Origin of the sequence: Catenibacterium sp. CAG:290, from assembly GCF_000437715.1 — a bacterium.
Classification (GTDB): Bacteria; Bacillota_I; Bacilli_A; order Erysipelotrichales; family Coprobacillaceae; genus Catenibacterium; species Catenibacterium mitsuoka_A.
In genome coordinates this window covers 1-16,142 of sequence record NZ_FR898802.1, presented here as the reverse complement: position 1 = coordinate 16,142, position 16,142 = coordinate 1, and the positions used below count along the sequence as shown (strand labels likewise).

The window sequence follows — 16,142 nt, the reverse complement described above, 5'->3', positions numbered from 1 at the left end:
TCCTTACCACTCTATCAGATTGGCACCATAAGTCAGTCCTGCACCAAAACCAACACAGAGTATCTTCATACCTCTTTTTAATAACTTCTTTTCATTCATCTCTCCAAGTACAAGAGGAATACTTGCAGCAGATGTATTACCATATTCATCGACATTCAGATAAAACTTATCCGATGTTATTTTCATTTTCTTATAGACATGACGAATAATTCTTTCATTCGCCTGATGCACCACAAAGTAATCAATATCATCTTTAGTAAGTGATGCCTTTTCTAATACTTTCTCTATACACATAGGAAGAACTCTTGTCGCAAACTTAAATACTTCTTTACCTTCCATATGTAAATAATCATTTTTTAAACCATAAAGCACTTCTTTATTGCCTTCTGATCCTTGATAATCACAAAATAACTTATTTTCTTTCTCTACGACAACAGCACCAGCCCCATCACCAAACAAGATGCATGTTGTACGATCTTTCCAGTCAATGAGATTTGAAAGCTGTTCAGCACCAATAATTAAGGCATAACGCTTATCACTTGTATAAAGTAATGAACGTGCCACTGATAATGCATAGACAAACCCACTACATGCCCCGTTTAAATCAAACGCAAATACATCATTATTTAAACCTAAACGTTCCTGTAAGAGACAGGCAATAGAAGGGGTATTATAGGGAGAAGACATTGTTGCCACAATAATGATTCCAATATCTTCTTTGTTGATGTTGTTTAATGCCTTTAAAGATGCCTTATAAGCCATATCTATAAGTGTTTCATCTTTACATATATGACGTTTCTTAATACCAGTACGGGGATAAATCCATTCATCACTCGTATCAACTATCTTTGATAGATCATCATTAGTCAGTACATTCTCAGGTACATAATATCCTGTATCGATGACAGAAATACCTTTATCCATTCTTCCATTCTCCAATTTTACGATATCTGTTATATCTCTTACGTATTAAAGTATTTACATCCATTGGGACGAGAATATCTAACTGCTCTCTAATCACCTTACGTATATTTCTATAGACAGCGACAGGATTTGTAGTCATACCACCTAGAGGTTCCTTGATGATTTCATCAATAATCCCATAATGATATAAATCTTCGGCTGTCATCTTCATGACTTCACATGCTTCTTCAATACGTTCTCCCTTCACATCTTTCCAAAGAATAGATGCAAAACCTTCAGGAGATAAAACAGAATAAACCGCATTTTCTAACATGGCTAAGTGATCACCAATACTTAGGGCTAAAGCACCACCGCTTCCCCCTTCGCCAGTAATAATCACAATAATAGGAACCTTTAAATCACTCATCATCATCAGACTCTGACCAATTGCTTCACCAATACCATTCTCTTCAGAACTAATACCAGGATAAGCACCTGGTGTATCAATAAAAGTAATAATAGGACGATGGAACTTCTCTGCCTGTTTCATTAAACGCATTCCTTTACGATACCCTTCAGGACTTGCCATACCAAACTGACACTTTAAATTTTCATCAATACTTCTTCCTTTTTGATGTCCAATAATTGTGACTGGCATGTTATTAAACATTCCAATACCACCGACAATTGCCTGATCATCCTTGAAATAACGATCACCACGCATTTCTACAAACTCATCAAATACATGATCAATAAACTCATGTATATGAGAACGTTCAGGCTTTCTTGCAAGATAAACACGATCATATGCACAAAGATGTGAATATGTCTCTTTCTTATAATCATTGATTGTTTCTTCAATCTTACTGGAATCTATTTCTCTATCATTCTTAATGACTGCAAGCTTCTTTTCTAGCTCCGCAATCTTTTCTTCCTTTTCCTTTAAAGACATATAACCCTCCTTATGCATGCATACGTAATAATAAAGCCAATGTGTCACGCATCTTCTCACGTTCCACAATCATATCTACAAAGCCATGATCCTCTAAGAATTCAGCACGCTGGAATCCAGCAGGTAGCTTTGTCTTCATAGTACTTTCAATAACTCTAGGTCCTGCAAAACCGACTAAAGCTTCTGGTTCTGCAATATTAATATCACCAAGCATTGCGAATGATGCAGTGACACCACCTGTTGTAGGGTGTGTTAAATAAGAGATATAAAGAAGTCCAGCATCTAAATGACGTTTTAATGCAGCACATGTCTTACCCATCTGCATTAAAGAGAAGATGCCTTCCTGCATTCTTGCACCACCACTTGATGTAAAAATAATCAAAGGTAATTTCTTTCTTGTTGCCATTTCAATTGCACGTGTAATCTTTTCACCAGCCACACTACCCATAGAAGCCATCATAAAACGATGATCCATCACAACGACAATCGTGCGCATATGATCAATACGACCACCTGCGACAACAACACCATCATGTAATCCTGTCTTATATTCATACTTCTCAAGTTTTTCTTCATAACCAGGGAATCCTAATGGGTTTCCTGATTTCATAGAAGTGTAGTATTCTTTATACTTGCCATGATCAAATAACGCGTCTAAACGTGCATAAGCATCAATAAAGAGGTGATGACCACACTGTGGACATACCTGTAAATGATTCTTTAAATCAAGTGTACGAATTGTACTATTACAATTAGGACATGCCTGATATAATCCATCAGGCACTTCCTGTTTCTTGACTTTGTTGTCTTTATTTAAATAACTACGAAAGTCCTGTAATTGTTGTTTTCTTTTCTTCCAGATACTATCCATTTTCACTCACCATCTCATCTAAATGTGTTTCAATAAAGCCTGTATTAAAATGTCCTTTAATATAATCAGGCTGATGTAGGATATAGAACTGTAATGTCTGGTTAGTTGTAATACCTTCAATCACAAGTTCACTTAAAGCGCGTCTCATACGCTTAATTGCTTCTAGTCGAGTAGGGGCATGGACAATCACTTTTGCGACCATTGAATCATATTGAGTAGGGAGTGTATAACCTGTATATAACATCGTATCCACTCTTACACCTGGCCCTCCAGGTAAATGCATGAAGTTCACCTGACCAGGACATGGTCTAAAGTTATGGAAGGGATCTTCCGCATTAATACGACATTCAATAGAATGACCCTGTAAAGTAATATCTTCCTGTTTAAAGCTTAAAGGTAAACCTGATGCAATACGAATCTGCTGCTTAATGAGATCAATACCAGTGACCATTTCAGTAATAGGATGTTCTACCTGAATACGCGTATTCATCTCAATAAAGTAATAGTTGTTGTGTTCATCTAAAACAAACTCAACAGTCCCGGCATTGGTATAACCAGCACCCTGTGCCGCTTTGACTGCAGATTCACCCATTTTTAAACGTAAAGATGCATCAAGTACCTTACATGGTGCTTCTTCTATCATTTTCTGATTACGTCTTTGAATAGAACAGTCTCTCTCACCTAAATGAATCACATTGCCATGCTCATCCGCTAAAATCTGGAACTCAATATGCTTAGGATTCAATACAAGCTTCTCTACATACATATCATCATCCCCAAAGCATGCTTTGGCTTCTGCCTTGGCAGTCATAAAGGCATTCTCTAGTTCATCTTCACTAAAGGCCTTACGCATACCACGTCCTCCACCACCAGCACTTGCTTTAATAAGCACAGGATAACCAATCTCATTGACAACTTCTTTTAATTCTTCATATGTATTGACTGAACCATTAGATCCTGGAACGACAGGAACACCTGCTTCAATCATCATTTCTCTTGCCTTGGACTTATTACCTAACGCATCAATAACATCTCCCTTAGGACCAATAAACTTCAGTCCACAGGTTTCTACAAGTCTTGCAAAATCACTATTTTCAGATAAAAAACCAAAACCTGGATGAATCGCCTGACATCCTGTCTCAACAGCTGCAGTAATAATCGCTTCCTTATTTAAATAACTATCAGCACTCTTGGGACCACCCACACATACTGCTTCGTCCGCTAACTGTACATGTAATGCATTCTGATCAGCCGTAGAATAAATGGCTACCGTTAAAATATCCATCTCTTTACATGCACGAATAATACGAACAGCGATTTCTCCACGATTCGCAATTAAAATCTTCTTAAACATACTATTCCTCGATGATCATTAAAGTCTGATCAAAGCTGACTAAATCTTCATCCTTCACTAATAGAGAACGGACAGTACCATCTACAGGTGCTTTAATTTCATTCATGACCTTCATGGCTTCAATAATACATAATGTCTGTCCCTTAGTGACTTTTGACCCTTCCTTGACAAAAGGCTGATCATCTGGGGAAGGTGAAGAATAATAAACTCCTACAAGAGGGGCCTTTACTTCTGTACCACTAATAACTGGTTTTTCTTCCTTTAATTCTTGTACAACAACAGGCGCACTTTCACTAGATACAGTGACAGGTGCAGTTACCTGCACCTGTTGACTCTTTTCAAGTTCAAGTTTCACGCCTTCCATTTCAATTTTCATCTTATCGATATCAGCTTGTTCAAAAGCTTCCATCAACTCTCTGACTAAATCCATAGAAAACCTTCTTTCTTTGAAATTCAAACTATTTATTTAAAAAATTAAGCATTTGCTTCTAAGTAATCAACAATGTCCTTTACAGTAGCCATCTTGTTGGCTTCTTCATCAGGAATCTGTACATCGAATTCATCTTCTACAGCCATAATTAATTCAACGGCGTCCAATGAATCTGCATCAAGATCATCCTTTAAAGATGCTTCTAATGTCACCTGTTCTTCATCACAGCTAAGTGAATCTACAATAATATCTTTTACCTTATCAAATGTTGTCATGTTTATATCCTCCTTATGACAATACTGTCTTTTTTAATACAATCTTTTCTAATTTAAATGCGATCATGCAGCTGACTGCAATCTTTAGTGCATCACCAAGTAAGAATGGTAATACACAAGTCATTAATGTACTTAGAAGTGATGCTTTCATTGTATACATGAAGTAAATGCTTCCAAGTCCATAAGTAATAGCTGTTCCAATAATCATGGCAAGAATATGGCCCTGAACTGAACGGTTATGAGTAATAATAGTACTCATAACTAATGCCATAATAGGAAAACTGAATAAGAAGCCTCCTGTTGGACCTATAAGAGCACCCATACCACTACTAAAATTACTAAATACTGGAAGACCAATAGCTCCCATAATCAAATAACAAAGCACTGTATAGAATGCATGGTTTGGTGTCATAAGACACGCAATGAGATAGATGGCCAGGGTTTGCAATGTGATAGGAACAGCTGTCGGCAATGCCACAGAAATCTGTGATAAACAGATCAGTACTCCTAACATCAATGCGTCTCTGACTAGATTTGAAACATTAGATTTCATATCATTCTCCTTTTCACTACTTGGAATATCAAACTATTCCTTGACTTGCATTATAGACCTTTGATTTTAAAAATCAAATAAATTAGCAATAAATATGACAAAATAGCCATAATTGTACAACAAATATACTAATTTGAAATTAAAACTAATAGAACAAGCACTTACATTTTAGTTAAATATGTTGATAAATGGCATAAAAAAGAGAATAATAGAGTCAGGAAAGTGAGGGATATATATGAAAAAGATCACAATGTTTTATTTAGAAGAGTGTCCATTTTGTCAGAAGGCAAAAAAAGCGATGGAAGAATTGATGGCAGAAAATCCTGCATATCAGTCATTGGATATAGAAAAAATTGAAGAAAGTGAAAATGTCGCTTTAGCTGAAAATTATGATTATTATGCAGTTCCTTCTTTATTTATTGGAAAAGAGAAGTGCTTCGAATGTACAATCCAGGATGATTTTGATTCAATCAAGGCAAACTTCAAACGTGTATTTGATGAGGCTTTAAAATAATGGGGCATTTCTATTTTACACGCCATGGTCAGACTATCTGGAATGTAGAAAATAAGATCTGTGGGGCAACGGATATTGAATTAACGGAATTAGGACATAAGCAGGCTATAGAACTTGGTCATTATATTAAGGAACATCATATCCATATAGATCAAATTCTCTATTCACCACTTAGTCGTGCAAAGGATACTGCCTTACATATATCTGAAGTAACAGGTATACCAGCAAGAGAAGAATTAAGACTTAAGGAACAGAACTTTGGGAAATATGAATCTACACCTAGAGATGGAGAAGAATTCAAACAGGCAAAGACATGTTTTGTGAACTCTTTTGAAGGAGGAGAAACAATGTTGCATCTTGCTCATCGTATCTATAGTTTATTAGATGATGTGAAGAAGGATGATCAGCATGTTTATCTTTTAGTTGCTCATAATGGTATTTCTCGTATTATTGAATCTTATTTTCGTGATATGACTAATGATGAATTTTCTGCCTTTGGTATAAAAAACTGCGAATTAAAGAAGTATGAGTATTAAGAAGTACAACAAATACTTCTTTTTTTTTGATTGAATATGTGACCGATATCACTATAATAAGAAAGAGATGGAGGAATAATAGAATGAGACCAAAAATACACTTTACAGCACCTAGAAACTGGATCAATGATCCAAATGGGCTAACTTATTTTAATGGAGAATATCATATCTTCTACCAGCATTTCCCATATGATACATCATGGGGCACAATGCATTGGGGACATGCAGTTACTAAGGATTTCCAGACATTTAAGCATCTCCCAATCGCTTTATATCCTTCTAAGGATTATGACAGAAACGGAATCTTCTCAGGTTCCGCATTAAACTACAATGGCAAAATGTACCTTTATTACACAGCCATCAAGTATCGTATTGAAAATCCTGAATATATCCATAAACCACTTATTAAGGATGACTTAATTGCATCACAGGCATTACTTATTAGTGATGATGGATATCACTTTAATAATAAAGACGCAAAATATAAGGTTGTCGATGTGATTACTGATCCTTCTTTAGGACATGATCAGCATACAAGAGATCCTAAAGTCTGGTTAGGCAAGAATGGACATGTTTATATGATTCTAGGAAGTAAGATTCCTCATGGTGATGATTTTGATGGTGAAGTATTATTCTATGAAAGTGAAGATGGTATGACATTTACTTATAAGAATAGATTTATCGATTCTTCAATTGGGAATATGTGGGAATGTCCAGATCTATTTGAATGTGATGGACAGTACTTCTTGGTTTTCTCACTTGAAAACTTAGATGGTTATCCACGTCCTAATAGTAATGCAGTTATTATGCCAGTTAACTTTGATGAAGAAACATGTACAATGTCTAAGGCAGGAGACCTTATGTTTATTGACTATGGCTTTGATTTCTATGCCCCTCAGACATTCTTAGATGAAAACAATAAACGTACTATTCTCGGATGGATGAGAATGAAGGAAGTCTTAGAAGGTGAAGAATGGATTGGTTTATTCACAATGCCACGTCATCTTTCTTATAAAGACGGACATGTCTATCAGGATGTACATCCATTAATTAAGAATACATTTGTGCATACAACAGATACTATTGACTTTGATGCACCTTTCTTAATGAAAACAACACTTGAAGACAATGAAACAATCACATTAGGTGGTGTTAAGATTTCTTATGTTGATGATCAGCTAGTCGTAGATCGTACAGCTGTATCTGTGAATAATGATGAACTATACAATATTCATAAAACACCTGTATTAAATGGTCAGTGTGATTTAGAAATCTATTATGATGAAGGTGTTATCGAAATCTTTGTGAATAATGGTTATTATGTAGTGAGTCAGATTATCTATCATCTACAGGAAGAAGATACACATATCTCAGACTGCACAATCTATACAAGGTAAATCATTTGCATATTTCTCTTAAATTGTATATAGTTAGTATGTACCAACTAGGAGGTATACATATGATGAGAGATATACTTGTGACTTTGTGTTCACTTGGATTTGTATGTATCAGTCAAAAAGTGAAGACACAATTAAAATATTATGCATATAGAAATCAGAAGGGACATTAATCTCTTCTGATTTTTTTGATAGAATAGATACAAGGGAGGACTATATGATGAGAAAAGTATTATTTTTTGATATCGATGGTACATTGGCTATTCATGGACATATTCCAGAATCTAATCAGAAAGCGTTAGAAGCATTAAAAGAGAAGGGGTATGATACATTTGTTTGTACAGGACGTGCACCTTATTATGCAGAAAATCTTTTTGGAAAACTAGTTTCAGGTATTATTTCATGTAATGGGCGCTATATCAGTTATAAGAGTGAAAAACTTTATGGCGTTCCATTTACACAAGATGAAGTAGATATCCTTAAGCATAAGTTAGATAATTTAGAATGTGGAGGACTTTTTGTCTCTGATACATTCTCTACTCCTTATCATCTAGAAGGAGATGTACTCACACATGTAAAGAAAGAATATGGTGAAGAACATATTAAAGACGAAGAAGGTACTTATTACACATGTGACCTCTTCTATGACACGTTAGAAAAGAGAGATGCGATGATAGAAGCGTTTAAAGGAGAATGTGTGATTAATGATCATGGTGGTACTGGTTCCTGTGATACATCTACTCTTGTTTTTGATAAAGGACATGCAATCAAGTATATAATAGAACACTTCTCACTCACTAAAGAGGATGCCTATGCATTTGGTGATGGATATAATGATCAAGCTATGTTTAGAGAAGTAGGACAACGCATAGCGATGGGAAATGGTGTAGATGTCTTAAAAGAGAAAGCAACTTATATCACTGATACAGTGGATAATGAAGGAATCTATAAAGCTTTGAAACATTATGAGTTACTTTAATCTTGAAATATGGCATAATAATCCGAGGGAGGATCACTATGAAACAAAAAACTGATTTTCAAACATTTATATCTTACTTTAAACCACATCGTCGTCTATTTTTTCTAGACCTTGCATGTGCGTTAATGATTTCTTTAATTGATCTTGCTTTTCCATTTGTTTCTAGATGGTGTATGTATACATTACTACCAAATAGTATTTATAAGACATTCTGGATGGTTATGATTATTTTCTTATTGGCTTATTTAGTTCGTTCATTCTTTACTTATATAATTTGTTATTATGGGCATACGTTTGGTATTCTTGTAGAAGCAGATATGCGTAAAGACTTATTTGAACACATGCAGTCATTAAGCTATGGTTATTTTGATAATAATCGTATTGGACAATTAATGAGCCGTTTAACGACTGATTTATTTGATATCACAGAACTTGCACATCATGGACCAGAAGACTTATTCATCTCTACTGTGACTATTATTGGTTCTATTATTATCATGTTCACAATCGAATGGCGTTTAGCTTTAGTTATTGCGATTATGATACCTGTTTTCATACTTGTAGTATGGAAATCACGTCACTCTATGAGTGAAGCTTCAATTCGTGTTAAACAGAAGGTTGCAGTCATCAATACTGATATCGAATCTGGACTTACTGGTATGAAAACAGCCAAGGCCTTTGCGAATGAAACAATTGAACAACAGAAGTTCAATACATCCAATGATACATATAAAACATCTAAGAAACAATTCCATAAAGCTATGGGTCGCTTTAATGCGATTATGGAATTCTTTATGTGTACATTATCACTGATCGTTATTGCAGTAGGTGGAGCTCTTATTATGCAGGGTAAGATGGATACTATCGATCTCATTACCTTTAGCTTATATGTTTCTACATTTGTGAATCCAGTACGTAAGTTATCTAACTTTGCGGAATTATTTGCGAATGGGACTGCAGGTCTCCATCGTTTTGTAGAACTACTTAACACAAAACCTCAATTAGAAGATCGTCCTGATGCAAAAGAACTTACAAATGTATCTGGACAGATTGATATTGATCATGTCAGCTTTGCGTATGAAGAAGATAGAAATATCTTAACAGATATTGATTTACATATTCATCCAGGTGAAACACTTGCGTTAGTAGGATCTTCAGGAGGAGGTAAAACTACTTTATCTCAGTTGATTCCTAGATTCTATGATGTCACAAAAGGGGCTATCTTAGTAGATGGTCATGATGTCAGAGATGTGACTCAAACATCATTACACAACAACATTGGTGTTGTTTCTCAGGACGTCTTCTTATTTGCGGATAGTATTGCGGAAAATATCCGTTATGGTAAATTAGATGCGACAATGGAAGATATCATTGAAGCAGCTAAACTCGCAGAAATCTATGATGATATCATGGAAATGCCTGATGGCTTTGAAACCAATGTAGGAGAACGTGGTGTATTATTATCTGGAGGACAGAAACAGCGTATTTCTATCGCAAGAATATTCTTAAAGAATCCACCAGTGCTTATTCTAGATGAAGCCACAAGTGCATTAGATAGTGTCACTGAAGCTAAGATTCAGGAAACATTTGATAAGTTATCACAGGGACGTACTACTATTGTGATTGCGCATCGTTTATCTACAGTCAAGAATGCAGATCGAATTGCGGTTATTGATGAAGGAAGAATCATTGAACTAGGAACGCATCATGAATTATTAGAAAATAATGGTGCTTATGCGCAACTTGTACATACACAGGAATTAATGAAATAAGAAAACGACCTCGCGGTCGTTTTTTAAATAAAGTAATAAATTGTATTTATCACTCCTGCAAGGAGCATAACAAGAATAGGATCCCACTTATACTTAGTAAGTAATATAACACATATACCAAATATCACTACAAGATGGATCTTAAATGTATTGAAGCTTTCACCAAAGAATGCAGTGGTAAGAATAGAGACACCTGCAGTCGCAATTAATGCGACAACGGCTGGTCTTAACATCTTTAAGACACTCTGTAATTTATCCATATGTCGATATTTGAGATAGAAATAACTGATAATACCTACAATAATACATGAAGGTAATACACAGCCAATAGTGGAACATATTGCGCCAGGAATACCAGCAATCTTGATACCGACAAAAGTTGCTGAATTGACAGCAATAGGGCCAGGTGTCATCTGTGAAATAGATATAAGATCAGTGAATTCAGAGACAGATAACCAATGATGGGCTGTAATCACCTGCTGCTTAATAAGCGGCATAGCTGCATAACCACCACCAAAACTAAATGCACCCACCTGCAAGAAACTTAAGAATAATTGTAGATAGATCATGACTGTCCCCCTTTCATAGAATATAGTAATCCAATCATGATACAAACAATAATGACTATCATGACGTTGATATTAAATATATAGTTAGCGACAAAAGCACCTATCATAATAACAGGATAAAGCATGTTTTTCTCTTTTAACAGCCCACTGCCCATTTCGAAGCATACAGATGCAATAACTGCGCCTACTCCTGCCTGCATCCCTTCTAACATAAGAGATACAATCAGATTAGTCTTAAATATTTCATAAAAGACAGAAATAATCGATATGATCACAAAAGGAGGAATAATAGTAGCGAGTACTGAGATGAATATTCCTAGCAGTCCAGCCATCTTATATCCAACTACAATAGCACCATTGACCGCAATAGGTCCTGGTGCACTTTGCGCAATAGCGACTAAATCTAACATCTCATCTTCATCAATCCAATGATAATTATCGACAAACTTCTTTCTCATTAAAGAGACGATGACATATCCACCTCCAAAAGTAAAAGCACTTAAGTAGAGAGTAGAAAAGAATAGCTTCACTAATTTATTCTTCAAAGTATTCACCTTCCTATGTTCTGTATTATACATTTTAGGCATGAAAAAAACCAGTTATCAACTGGTTTAACATTCACACCCTACAAGTAGTCCACCTATTTCAGCATAATAAGTACATAGACCACCCATTGGATATACAATAATATCTGCATGTGGATATAGTTCTAAAATCTTATCTCTGACACTATGTGCAAGTTTTAAATTATCTGCATGTGAGATACGTACCTTACCACCATGGTATCCAGCATTTTCAAGATGTTCAATCATTGATTTCACTACCTTCTTTTCACCACGACATTTACTGATCTGCTGGATAGTACCTTCTTCACTGGCTGTTGCGAAAATAGAAATATTTAATACACCAATCGCAGAAGCAACTGCTTTATTTACACGTCCATTCATCGCAAAGTTATGTAATGATTTTAATGCGAAGAATAATCTAGTATGTTTTAAGTAGTCCTGTCCTTTTTCTACAATTTCCTCAAATGTTAGATCTTCTTCAATCATTTCTTTTAATTTTTCAATAAGTAATCTCATTTCAGGTCCTGTAGATAAACTATCAAATACATGTACCTTTACATTTTCATTTTCTTCTTCATAAATACCTTTGGCTGTCATAGCAGAATTATAAGTGCCTGACATAGCACCAGTTAAAGTGACGACAAACACTTCATCATATCCTTCATAACAATCTAACCAAGACCCAACACTTGGACATGCAGTATGAGAAACACCTTTATACTTTGCAAGGTCTTCAGACATTAAATGTACATCTAGTTCCTGATTGTCTACATAGTGTTTATTATCAGTAGAAATAGTCATCGGTGCTACCGCAAAATCTACGCCATTTAATTCCCACATATCACAAGATGAGTCAGCCACAATTTTTCTTTTCATGCGAAAAACCTCCCTATTAATACTATTGTAGTTTAAATTGTGAAATGATACAATTTACAAAGAGAAAGTTTATGTAAATATTTGTTCAGAGGTGCAGTTTATGGACGTAAATAAGAAAACACAAAGAAATAGATTTACAAGAATGTGTATAGGAGAAGCGATTGTAGAACTTATGAAGAGAGATTCTCTAGATAAGATTACAGTAAGCCAGATTGCGAAAAAAGCAGGTATTTCACGTATGACTTATTATCATTATTATGATTCTAAAGTGAATGCGATAGAAGACTATCTACGTGAGATCATTATTCAATATTTGACAGAAAATAAAAAACGTCCTAAAGAAGAACGTTTCATGGAATATTCACATATCTTGTTTTCAATAGAATTCTTTGATCAGTATGCGACATTCTTTATTATCATGGAAAGACAAGGTCTTTATTCTGTATTAGTGAATGCAGTCAACCATTTCATGGTAGAACTCTATTCTGATCATAAAGATATGATTTATCGTGCGTATTACTATGCAGGTGCTTTACTCAATACATTTATTAATTGGGAAAAGACAGGAAAACTTGTTTCTGCACAGGATGTAGCCAAGATGATCAGTGAAAGTGCACCACAGATGCCTTAATAATGAGGCATCTTTTTTTTATGTCTTTTAATTTGTCTAGTGCAGCAAGAAGTATTTCATCCTTCTTTGCAAAATGGAAACGAATGAGATGTTTTACATCTTCTTTAAAGAAATTAGAACCAGGCACAGCTCCTACACCTACAATACGGGCTAAGTCCTCACAGAACTTCACATCATCGTTCTGACTACTCCCACGGGCAAGCCCGTGGGAGTAGTCAGATTTTAAGCATACTCTTGTCATTCTTCTTATTACTGAATCAGTAAATGTATCAGTACGATGAGATAAATTCATAAAACCAACTCCTTTTCAAATAAATTATCATAATGATTAATATTTGTTACGTAAAATGAATGATAAGACATGAATTGTCTGAAGTTGATTGTTGTTCATGATATGATGAATATATATGAGAGGAGAATAGTATGAGTATTATTGATTTACATATGCATAGTTTCTATAGTGATGATGGTGAATATACACCAACGCAGTTAGTAGATATGTGTCACGAATCAGGTATCCAGATTATGGCTATTACAGATCATAACTGGATTAAAGCTAATAATGAAGCATCTTTAAGATGCAAGGAATTAGGTATGACTTATATACCAGCCATTGAAGTAGATTGTACCTACAAGGGTGTGAATCTTCATGTTGTGGGATATGGTATTGATGATTCAGGAGAATTTAATAAGCTAGGTGAAAGCATTGAGAAACAGGAACAGGCATGCAGTTTAAAGAAACTAGAATTGACTAATAATCTAGGTTTTGAATTAGATAAAGCAAAGTTAGATGCTTTATCTTCTAATGGTGTCTATACAGGAGAAATGTTTGGAGAAGCGTTACTCAATGATCCACGTTATATTGATAATGAAATACTTGCACCTTATCGTGAAAATGGTTCTAGAAGTGATAATCCTTTTGTGAATTTCTATTGGGATTATTACGCACAGGGTAAACCCTGTTATACGGAAATTAAATTTCCTACATTAGAAGACACAATTAAACTGATTAATAAACATGGTGGAGTTGCAGTCTTAGCCCATCCTGGAAATAACCTTAAAGGACAGTTTGAACTATTAGATGAAATGGTCAAACTAGGACTACAAGGTGTTGAATGTTTTTCTAGTTATCATTCGGAAGAAGTGAATCAGTACTTCTATAATAAGGCAAAAGAACTGGATATTCTTTATACATGTGGTAGTGATTTCCATGGTAAGACAAAACCTTCTATTAAGTTAGGTGGACATCATAGTCAAGTAGAAGAAGAGATAAAAGAAAACTTAAGAAAGTATCATTTGATTTAAGGAAAGTGAAAGCTTTCCTTTTTTTGAGAAATAAGTGAATATCTAAAGTATATAAAAGTGAAAGGGATGTATACCAAAATTGACAATTATGCCCTCGGTATATATAATAAAGGGCATAAAAGTCAATAACTAAATTGGAGGTGATAGAATGAATATATCAGATACAATCATACAGCTTGCGAAAGAGAATAATGGTGTTATTACATCTGCGGCAATTACCGAAAAAGGAATATCCAGAGGAAATTTAAAAAAACTTGTGGATGAAGGTAAACTTGAAAGAAGTGTGAGAGGTGTATATATTCTTCCTGAAGTATGGGGAGATGAATTTGTGGATTTGCAAGCTAGGTTTAAGAAAGGAATTTTTTCTAATGAAACAGCATTGTTTTTATGGGACTTAACGGATAGAACACCGAATAGATATGATATGTGTTTTCCAAATAATTATAATCTGACAAATGTAAGGAATGAGGGAGTCAATTGTGCAAGGGTGAAACAGGAATGGTATGATGAAGGAAAGACTCAAATACAATCTCCAGGTGGAAATAAAATAATGGTATATAGTATGGAACGTACTTTGTGTGACATTCTCCGCAAGCGCGGAGGATTGGATAAAGGTATTGTTGCAGAAGCATTTAAACGCTATGTGATCAGAACCGATAAGAATATTCCACTTTTATCGGAGTATGCGAAGAAGTTTCATGTTGAGGATAAAGTAAGAACTTATCTAGAGGTGCTCATATGAAAAATGCGATGCAACTTAAAGCTATTATTAAGAATATCTCAAAAGAAAAGCAAATTTCAGCGCAGCTTGTCATGCAGAACTTTATGCTGGAGCGTTTGTTAGAGCGAATTTCTATTTCAAAGTATCATCACAATTTTGTATTGAAAGGTGGTTTTCTTATAGCTGCAATGGTGGGCTTAGATACTAGAGCCACTATGGATATGGATGCAACAATTAAAGATTGGCCAGTTAATGAAGAAAGTATTAAAAAGATGTTTTTTGATATATGTAATACTGATTTACATGATAATATAACTTTTGAATTAAAGAAAATATGTGAAATTCGAGAGGGCGACAAATATACGGGATATCGTGTTTCAATATCTGCTAATTATCCGCCAATGGCTGTGCCTTTGAAATTGGATATTACTACGGGGGATAAAGTTACACCTGAAGCAATAAGATATGGGTATAAGTTGTTATTGGAAGATAAAGAAATCTCTGTACTTGCTTATAATCTGGAAACAATTATGGCAGAAAAGTTAGAATCTATTGTTTCAAGAGGTGACCAGAATACTAGATTAAGAGATTATTATGATGTTTATATTCTTATGAAGCTGCAGTATAAAAATATTGAACCAGAGTATTTGAAGGCAGCGCTTGACGCAACATCGAAAAAGAGAGGTACTTCAGAAGTCCTCAGGGATTATAAGAACATCATTGCTGTTGTTTAAAAGAGTGGCGTGATGAATAGTCAATGGAGAACTTATCAGAAAAATTTTGAATATGCTGCGGGCATTAGTTTTGATGAGGTTTGTGCTGCTGTTGTGCATATGATGGATATGTATTCTTTATAAGAGGAGATGAGATTATGTATCAGGAACCGGTTGCAACGGTGTACAAAGGGAACATAATAAAAAACTTAATAATGGACTGCC

Annotated in this window: 20 protein-coding genes; 9 read left to right on the top strand and 11 right to left on the bottom strand. The window is 34.9% G+C overall.

Translation table 11 applies throughout. The features are described 5' to 3' along the window. Positions 1-3: 3 nt before the first annotated feature. Genes QVO42_RS04335 through QVO42_RS04305 form a run of 7 tightly spaced genes read right to left on the bottom strand, consistent with a single transcriptional unit; the run spans position 4 to position 5,338 of the window. A complete protein-coding gene (locus QVO42_RS04335; protein WP_022424948.1) occupies positions 4-924 on the bottom strand; it encodes a beta-ketoacyl-ACP synthase III in 921 nt (306 codons plus the stop codon). Beyond that, a complete protein-coding gene (locus QVO42_RS04330; protein WP_022424947.1) occupies positions 917-1,855 on the bottom strand; it encodes an acetyl-CoA carboxylase carboxyltransferase subunit alpha in 939 nt (312 codons plus the stop codon). Before QVO42_RS04330 ends, QVO42_RS04335 begins: the two co-directional genes overlap by 8 nt. 10 nt (positions 1,856-1,865) lie before the next feature. After that, entirely contained in the window at positions 1,866-2,726 is an 861-nt protein-coding gene (gene accD / locus QVO42_RS04325; RefSeq protein ID WP_022424946.1) for an acetyl-CoA carboxylase, carboxyltransferase subunit beta, read from the bottom strand. Then, entirely contained in the window at positions 2,719-4,080 is a 1,362-nt protein-coding gene (locus QVO42_RS04320; RefSeq protein ID WP_022424945.1) for an acetyl-CoA carboxylase biotin carboxylase subunit, read from the bottom strand. The genes accD and QVO42_RS04320 overlap by 8 nt, the downstream gene beginning before the upstream one ends. 1 nt (position 4,081) lies before the next feature. After that, a complete protein-coding gene (accB, locus tag QVO42_RS04315; RefSeq protein ID WP_022424944.1) occupies positions 4,082-4,510 on the bottom strand; it encodes an acetyl-CoA carboxylase biotin carboxyl carrier protein in 429 nt (142 codons plus the stop codon). A 44-nt stretch (positions 4,511-4,554) separates the two neighbouring features. Continuing rightward, a complete protein-coding gene (gene acpP, locus QVO42_RS04310) occupies positions 4,555-4,785 on the bottom strand; it encodes an acyl carrier protein (protein WP_006504254.1) in 231 nt (76 codons plus the stop codon). Positions 4,786-4,798: 13 nt separating this feature from the next. Continuing rightward, on the bottom strand, positions 4,799-5,338 hold the full coding sequence (locus tag QVO42_RS04305) for a biotin transporter BioY (protein WP_022424943.1): 540 nt from the start codon (positions 5,336-5,338) through the stop codon (positions 4,799-4,801). Between the two features lie 235 nt (positions 5,339-5,573). On the opposite strand from QVO42_RS04305, the gene QVO42_RS04300 reads away from it, so the two are divergent. The 5 genes from QVO42_RS04300 (at position 5,574) to QVO42_RS04280 (ending at position 10,536) form a co-directional block, all read left to right on the top strand. Next, a complete protein-coding gene (locus tag QVO42_RS04300) occupies positions 5,574-5,852 on the top strand; it encodes a glutaredoxin family protein (protein WP_022424942.1) in 279 nt (92 codons plus the stop codon). Then, positions 5,852-6,388 (top strand): histidine phosphatase family protein, encoded by a 537-nt coding sequence (locus QVO42_RS04295; protein ID WP_022424941.1) that lies wholly within the window; start codon positions 5,852-5,854, stop codon positions 6,386-6,388. Before QVO42_RS04300 ends, QVO42_RS04295 begins: the two co-directional genes overlap by 1 nt. Positions 6,389-6,471: 83 nt before the next feature. Beyond that, positions 6,472-7,785: a glycoside hydrolase family 32 protein gene (locus tag QVO42_RS04290; protein ID WP_022424940.1), complete on the top strand. Its 1,314-nt coding sequence runs from the start codon at positions 6,472-6,474 to the stop codon at positions 7,783-7,785. 217 nt (positions 7,786-8,002) lie between these two features. Continuing rightward, positions 8,003-8,764 carry an HAD-IIB family hydrolase gene (locus tag QVO42_RS04285; RefSeq protein ID WP_022424938.1) on the top strand — a complete coding sequence of 254 codons (762 nt, stop codon included), beginning with the start codon at positions 8,003-8,005 and terminating at the stop codon, positions 8,762-8,764. Between the two features lie 38 nt (positions 8,765-8,802). Beyond that, positions 8,803-10,536 (top strand): ABC transporter ATP-binding protein, encoded by a 1,734-nt coding sequence (locus tag QVO42_RS04280; protein ID WP_022424937.1) that lies wholly within the window; start codon positions 8,803-8,805, stop codon positions 10,534-10,536. 23 nt (positions 10,537-10,559) lie between these two features. On the opposite strand, the gene QVO42_RS04275 is transcribed toward QVO42_RS04280, so the two are convergent. Genes QVO42_RS04275 through QVO42_RS04265 form a run of 3 tightly spaced genes read right to left on the bottom strand, consistent with a single transcriptional unit; the run spans position 10,560 to position 12,547 of the window. After that, entirely contained in the window at positions 10,560-11,105 is a 546-nt protein-coding gene (locus tag QVO42_RS04275; RefSeq protein ID WP_022424936.1) for a chromate transporter, read from the bottom strand. Further along, positions 11,102-11,683, bottom strand: a complete 582-nt coding sequence (locus QVO42_RS04270; protein ID WP_288163828.1) for a chromate transporter — start codon at positions 11,681-11,683, stop codon at positions 11,102-11,104. The genes QVO42_RS04275 and QVO42_RS04270 overlap by 4 nt, the downstream gene beginning before the upstream one ends. A 33-nt stretch (positions 11,684-11,716) precedes the next feature. Beyond that, complete coding sequence (locus QVO42_RS04265) at positions 11,717-12,547, bottom strand: DegV family protein (RefSeq protein WP_022424934.1); 831 nt, start codon at positions 12,545-12,547, stop codon at positions 11,717-11,719. Positions 12,548-12,647: 100 nt separating this feature from the next. Here QVO42_RS04265 and QVO42_RS04260 point away from each other — a divergent pair, with 100 nt between their 5' ends. Further along, the gene (locus QVO42_RS04260; protein WP_022424933.1) at positions 12,648-13,178 is read left to right on the top strand and encodes a TetR/AcrR family transcriptional regulator; all 531 of its coding nucleotides are present in this window, start codon (positions 12,648-12,650) and stop codon (positions 13,176-13,178) included. Here QVO42_RS04260 and QVO42_RS04255 read toward each other — a convergent pair. After that, the gene (locus QVO42_RS04255; RefSeq protein ID WP_022424932.1) at positions 13,150-13,470 is read right to left on the bottom strand and encodes an aminotransferase class I and II; all 321 of its coding nucleotides are present in this window, start codon (positions 13,468-13,470) and stop codon (positions 13,150-13,152) included. The two genes, QVO42_RS04260 and QVO42_RS04255, sit on opposite strands and share 29 nt — an antisense overlap. A gap of 131 nt (positions 13,471-13,601) precedes the next feature. On the opposite strand from QVO42_RS04255, the gene QVO42_RS04250 reads away from it, so the two are divergent. From QVO42_RS04250 to QVO42_RS04240, 3 genes are all read left to right on the top strand, one after another. Next, positions 13,602-14,483 carry a PHP domain-containing protein gene (locus QVO42_RS04250; protein WP_022424931.1) on the top strand — a complete coding sequence of 294 codons (882 nt, stop codon included), beginning with the start codon at positions 13,602-13,604 and terminating at the stop codon, positions 14,481-14,483. A gap of 148 nt (positions 14,484-14,631) precedes the next feature. Beyond that, positions 14,632-15,225, top strand: a complete 594-nt coding sequence (locus tag QVO42_RS04245; RefSeq protein WP_022424930.1) for a type IV toxin-antitoxin system AbiEi family antitoxin domain-containing protein — start codon at positions 14,632-14,634, stop codon at positions 15,223-15,225. Then, positions 15,222-15,938, top strand: coding sequence for a nucleotidyl transferase AbiEii/AbiGii toxin family protein (locus tag QVO42_RS04240; protein WP_022424929.1), 717 nt, complete (start codon positions 15,222-15,224; stop codon positions 15,936-15,938). Before QVO42_RS04245 ends, QVO42_RS04240 begins: the two co-directional genes overlap by 4 nt. Positions 15,939-16,142: the final 204 nt, after the last annotated feature.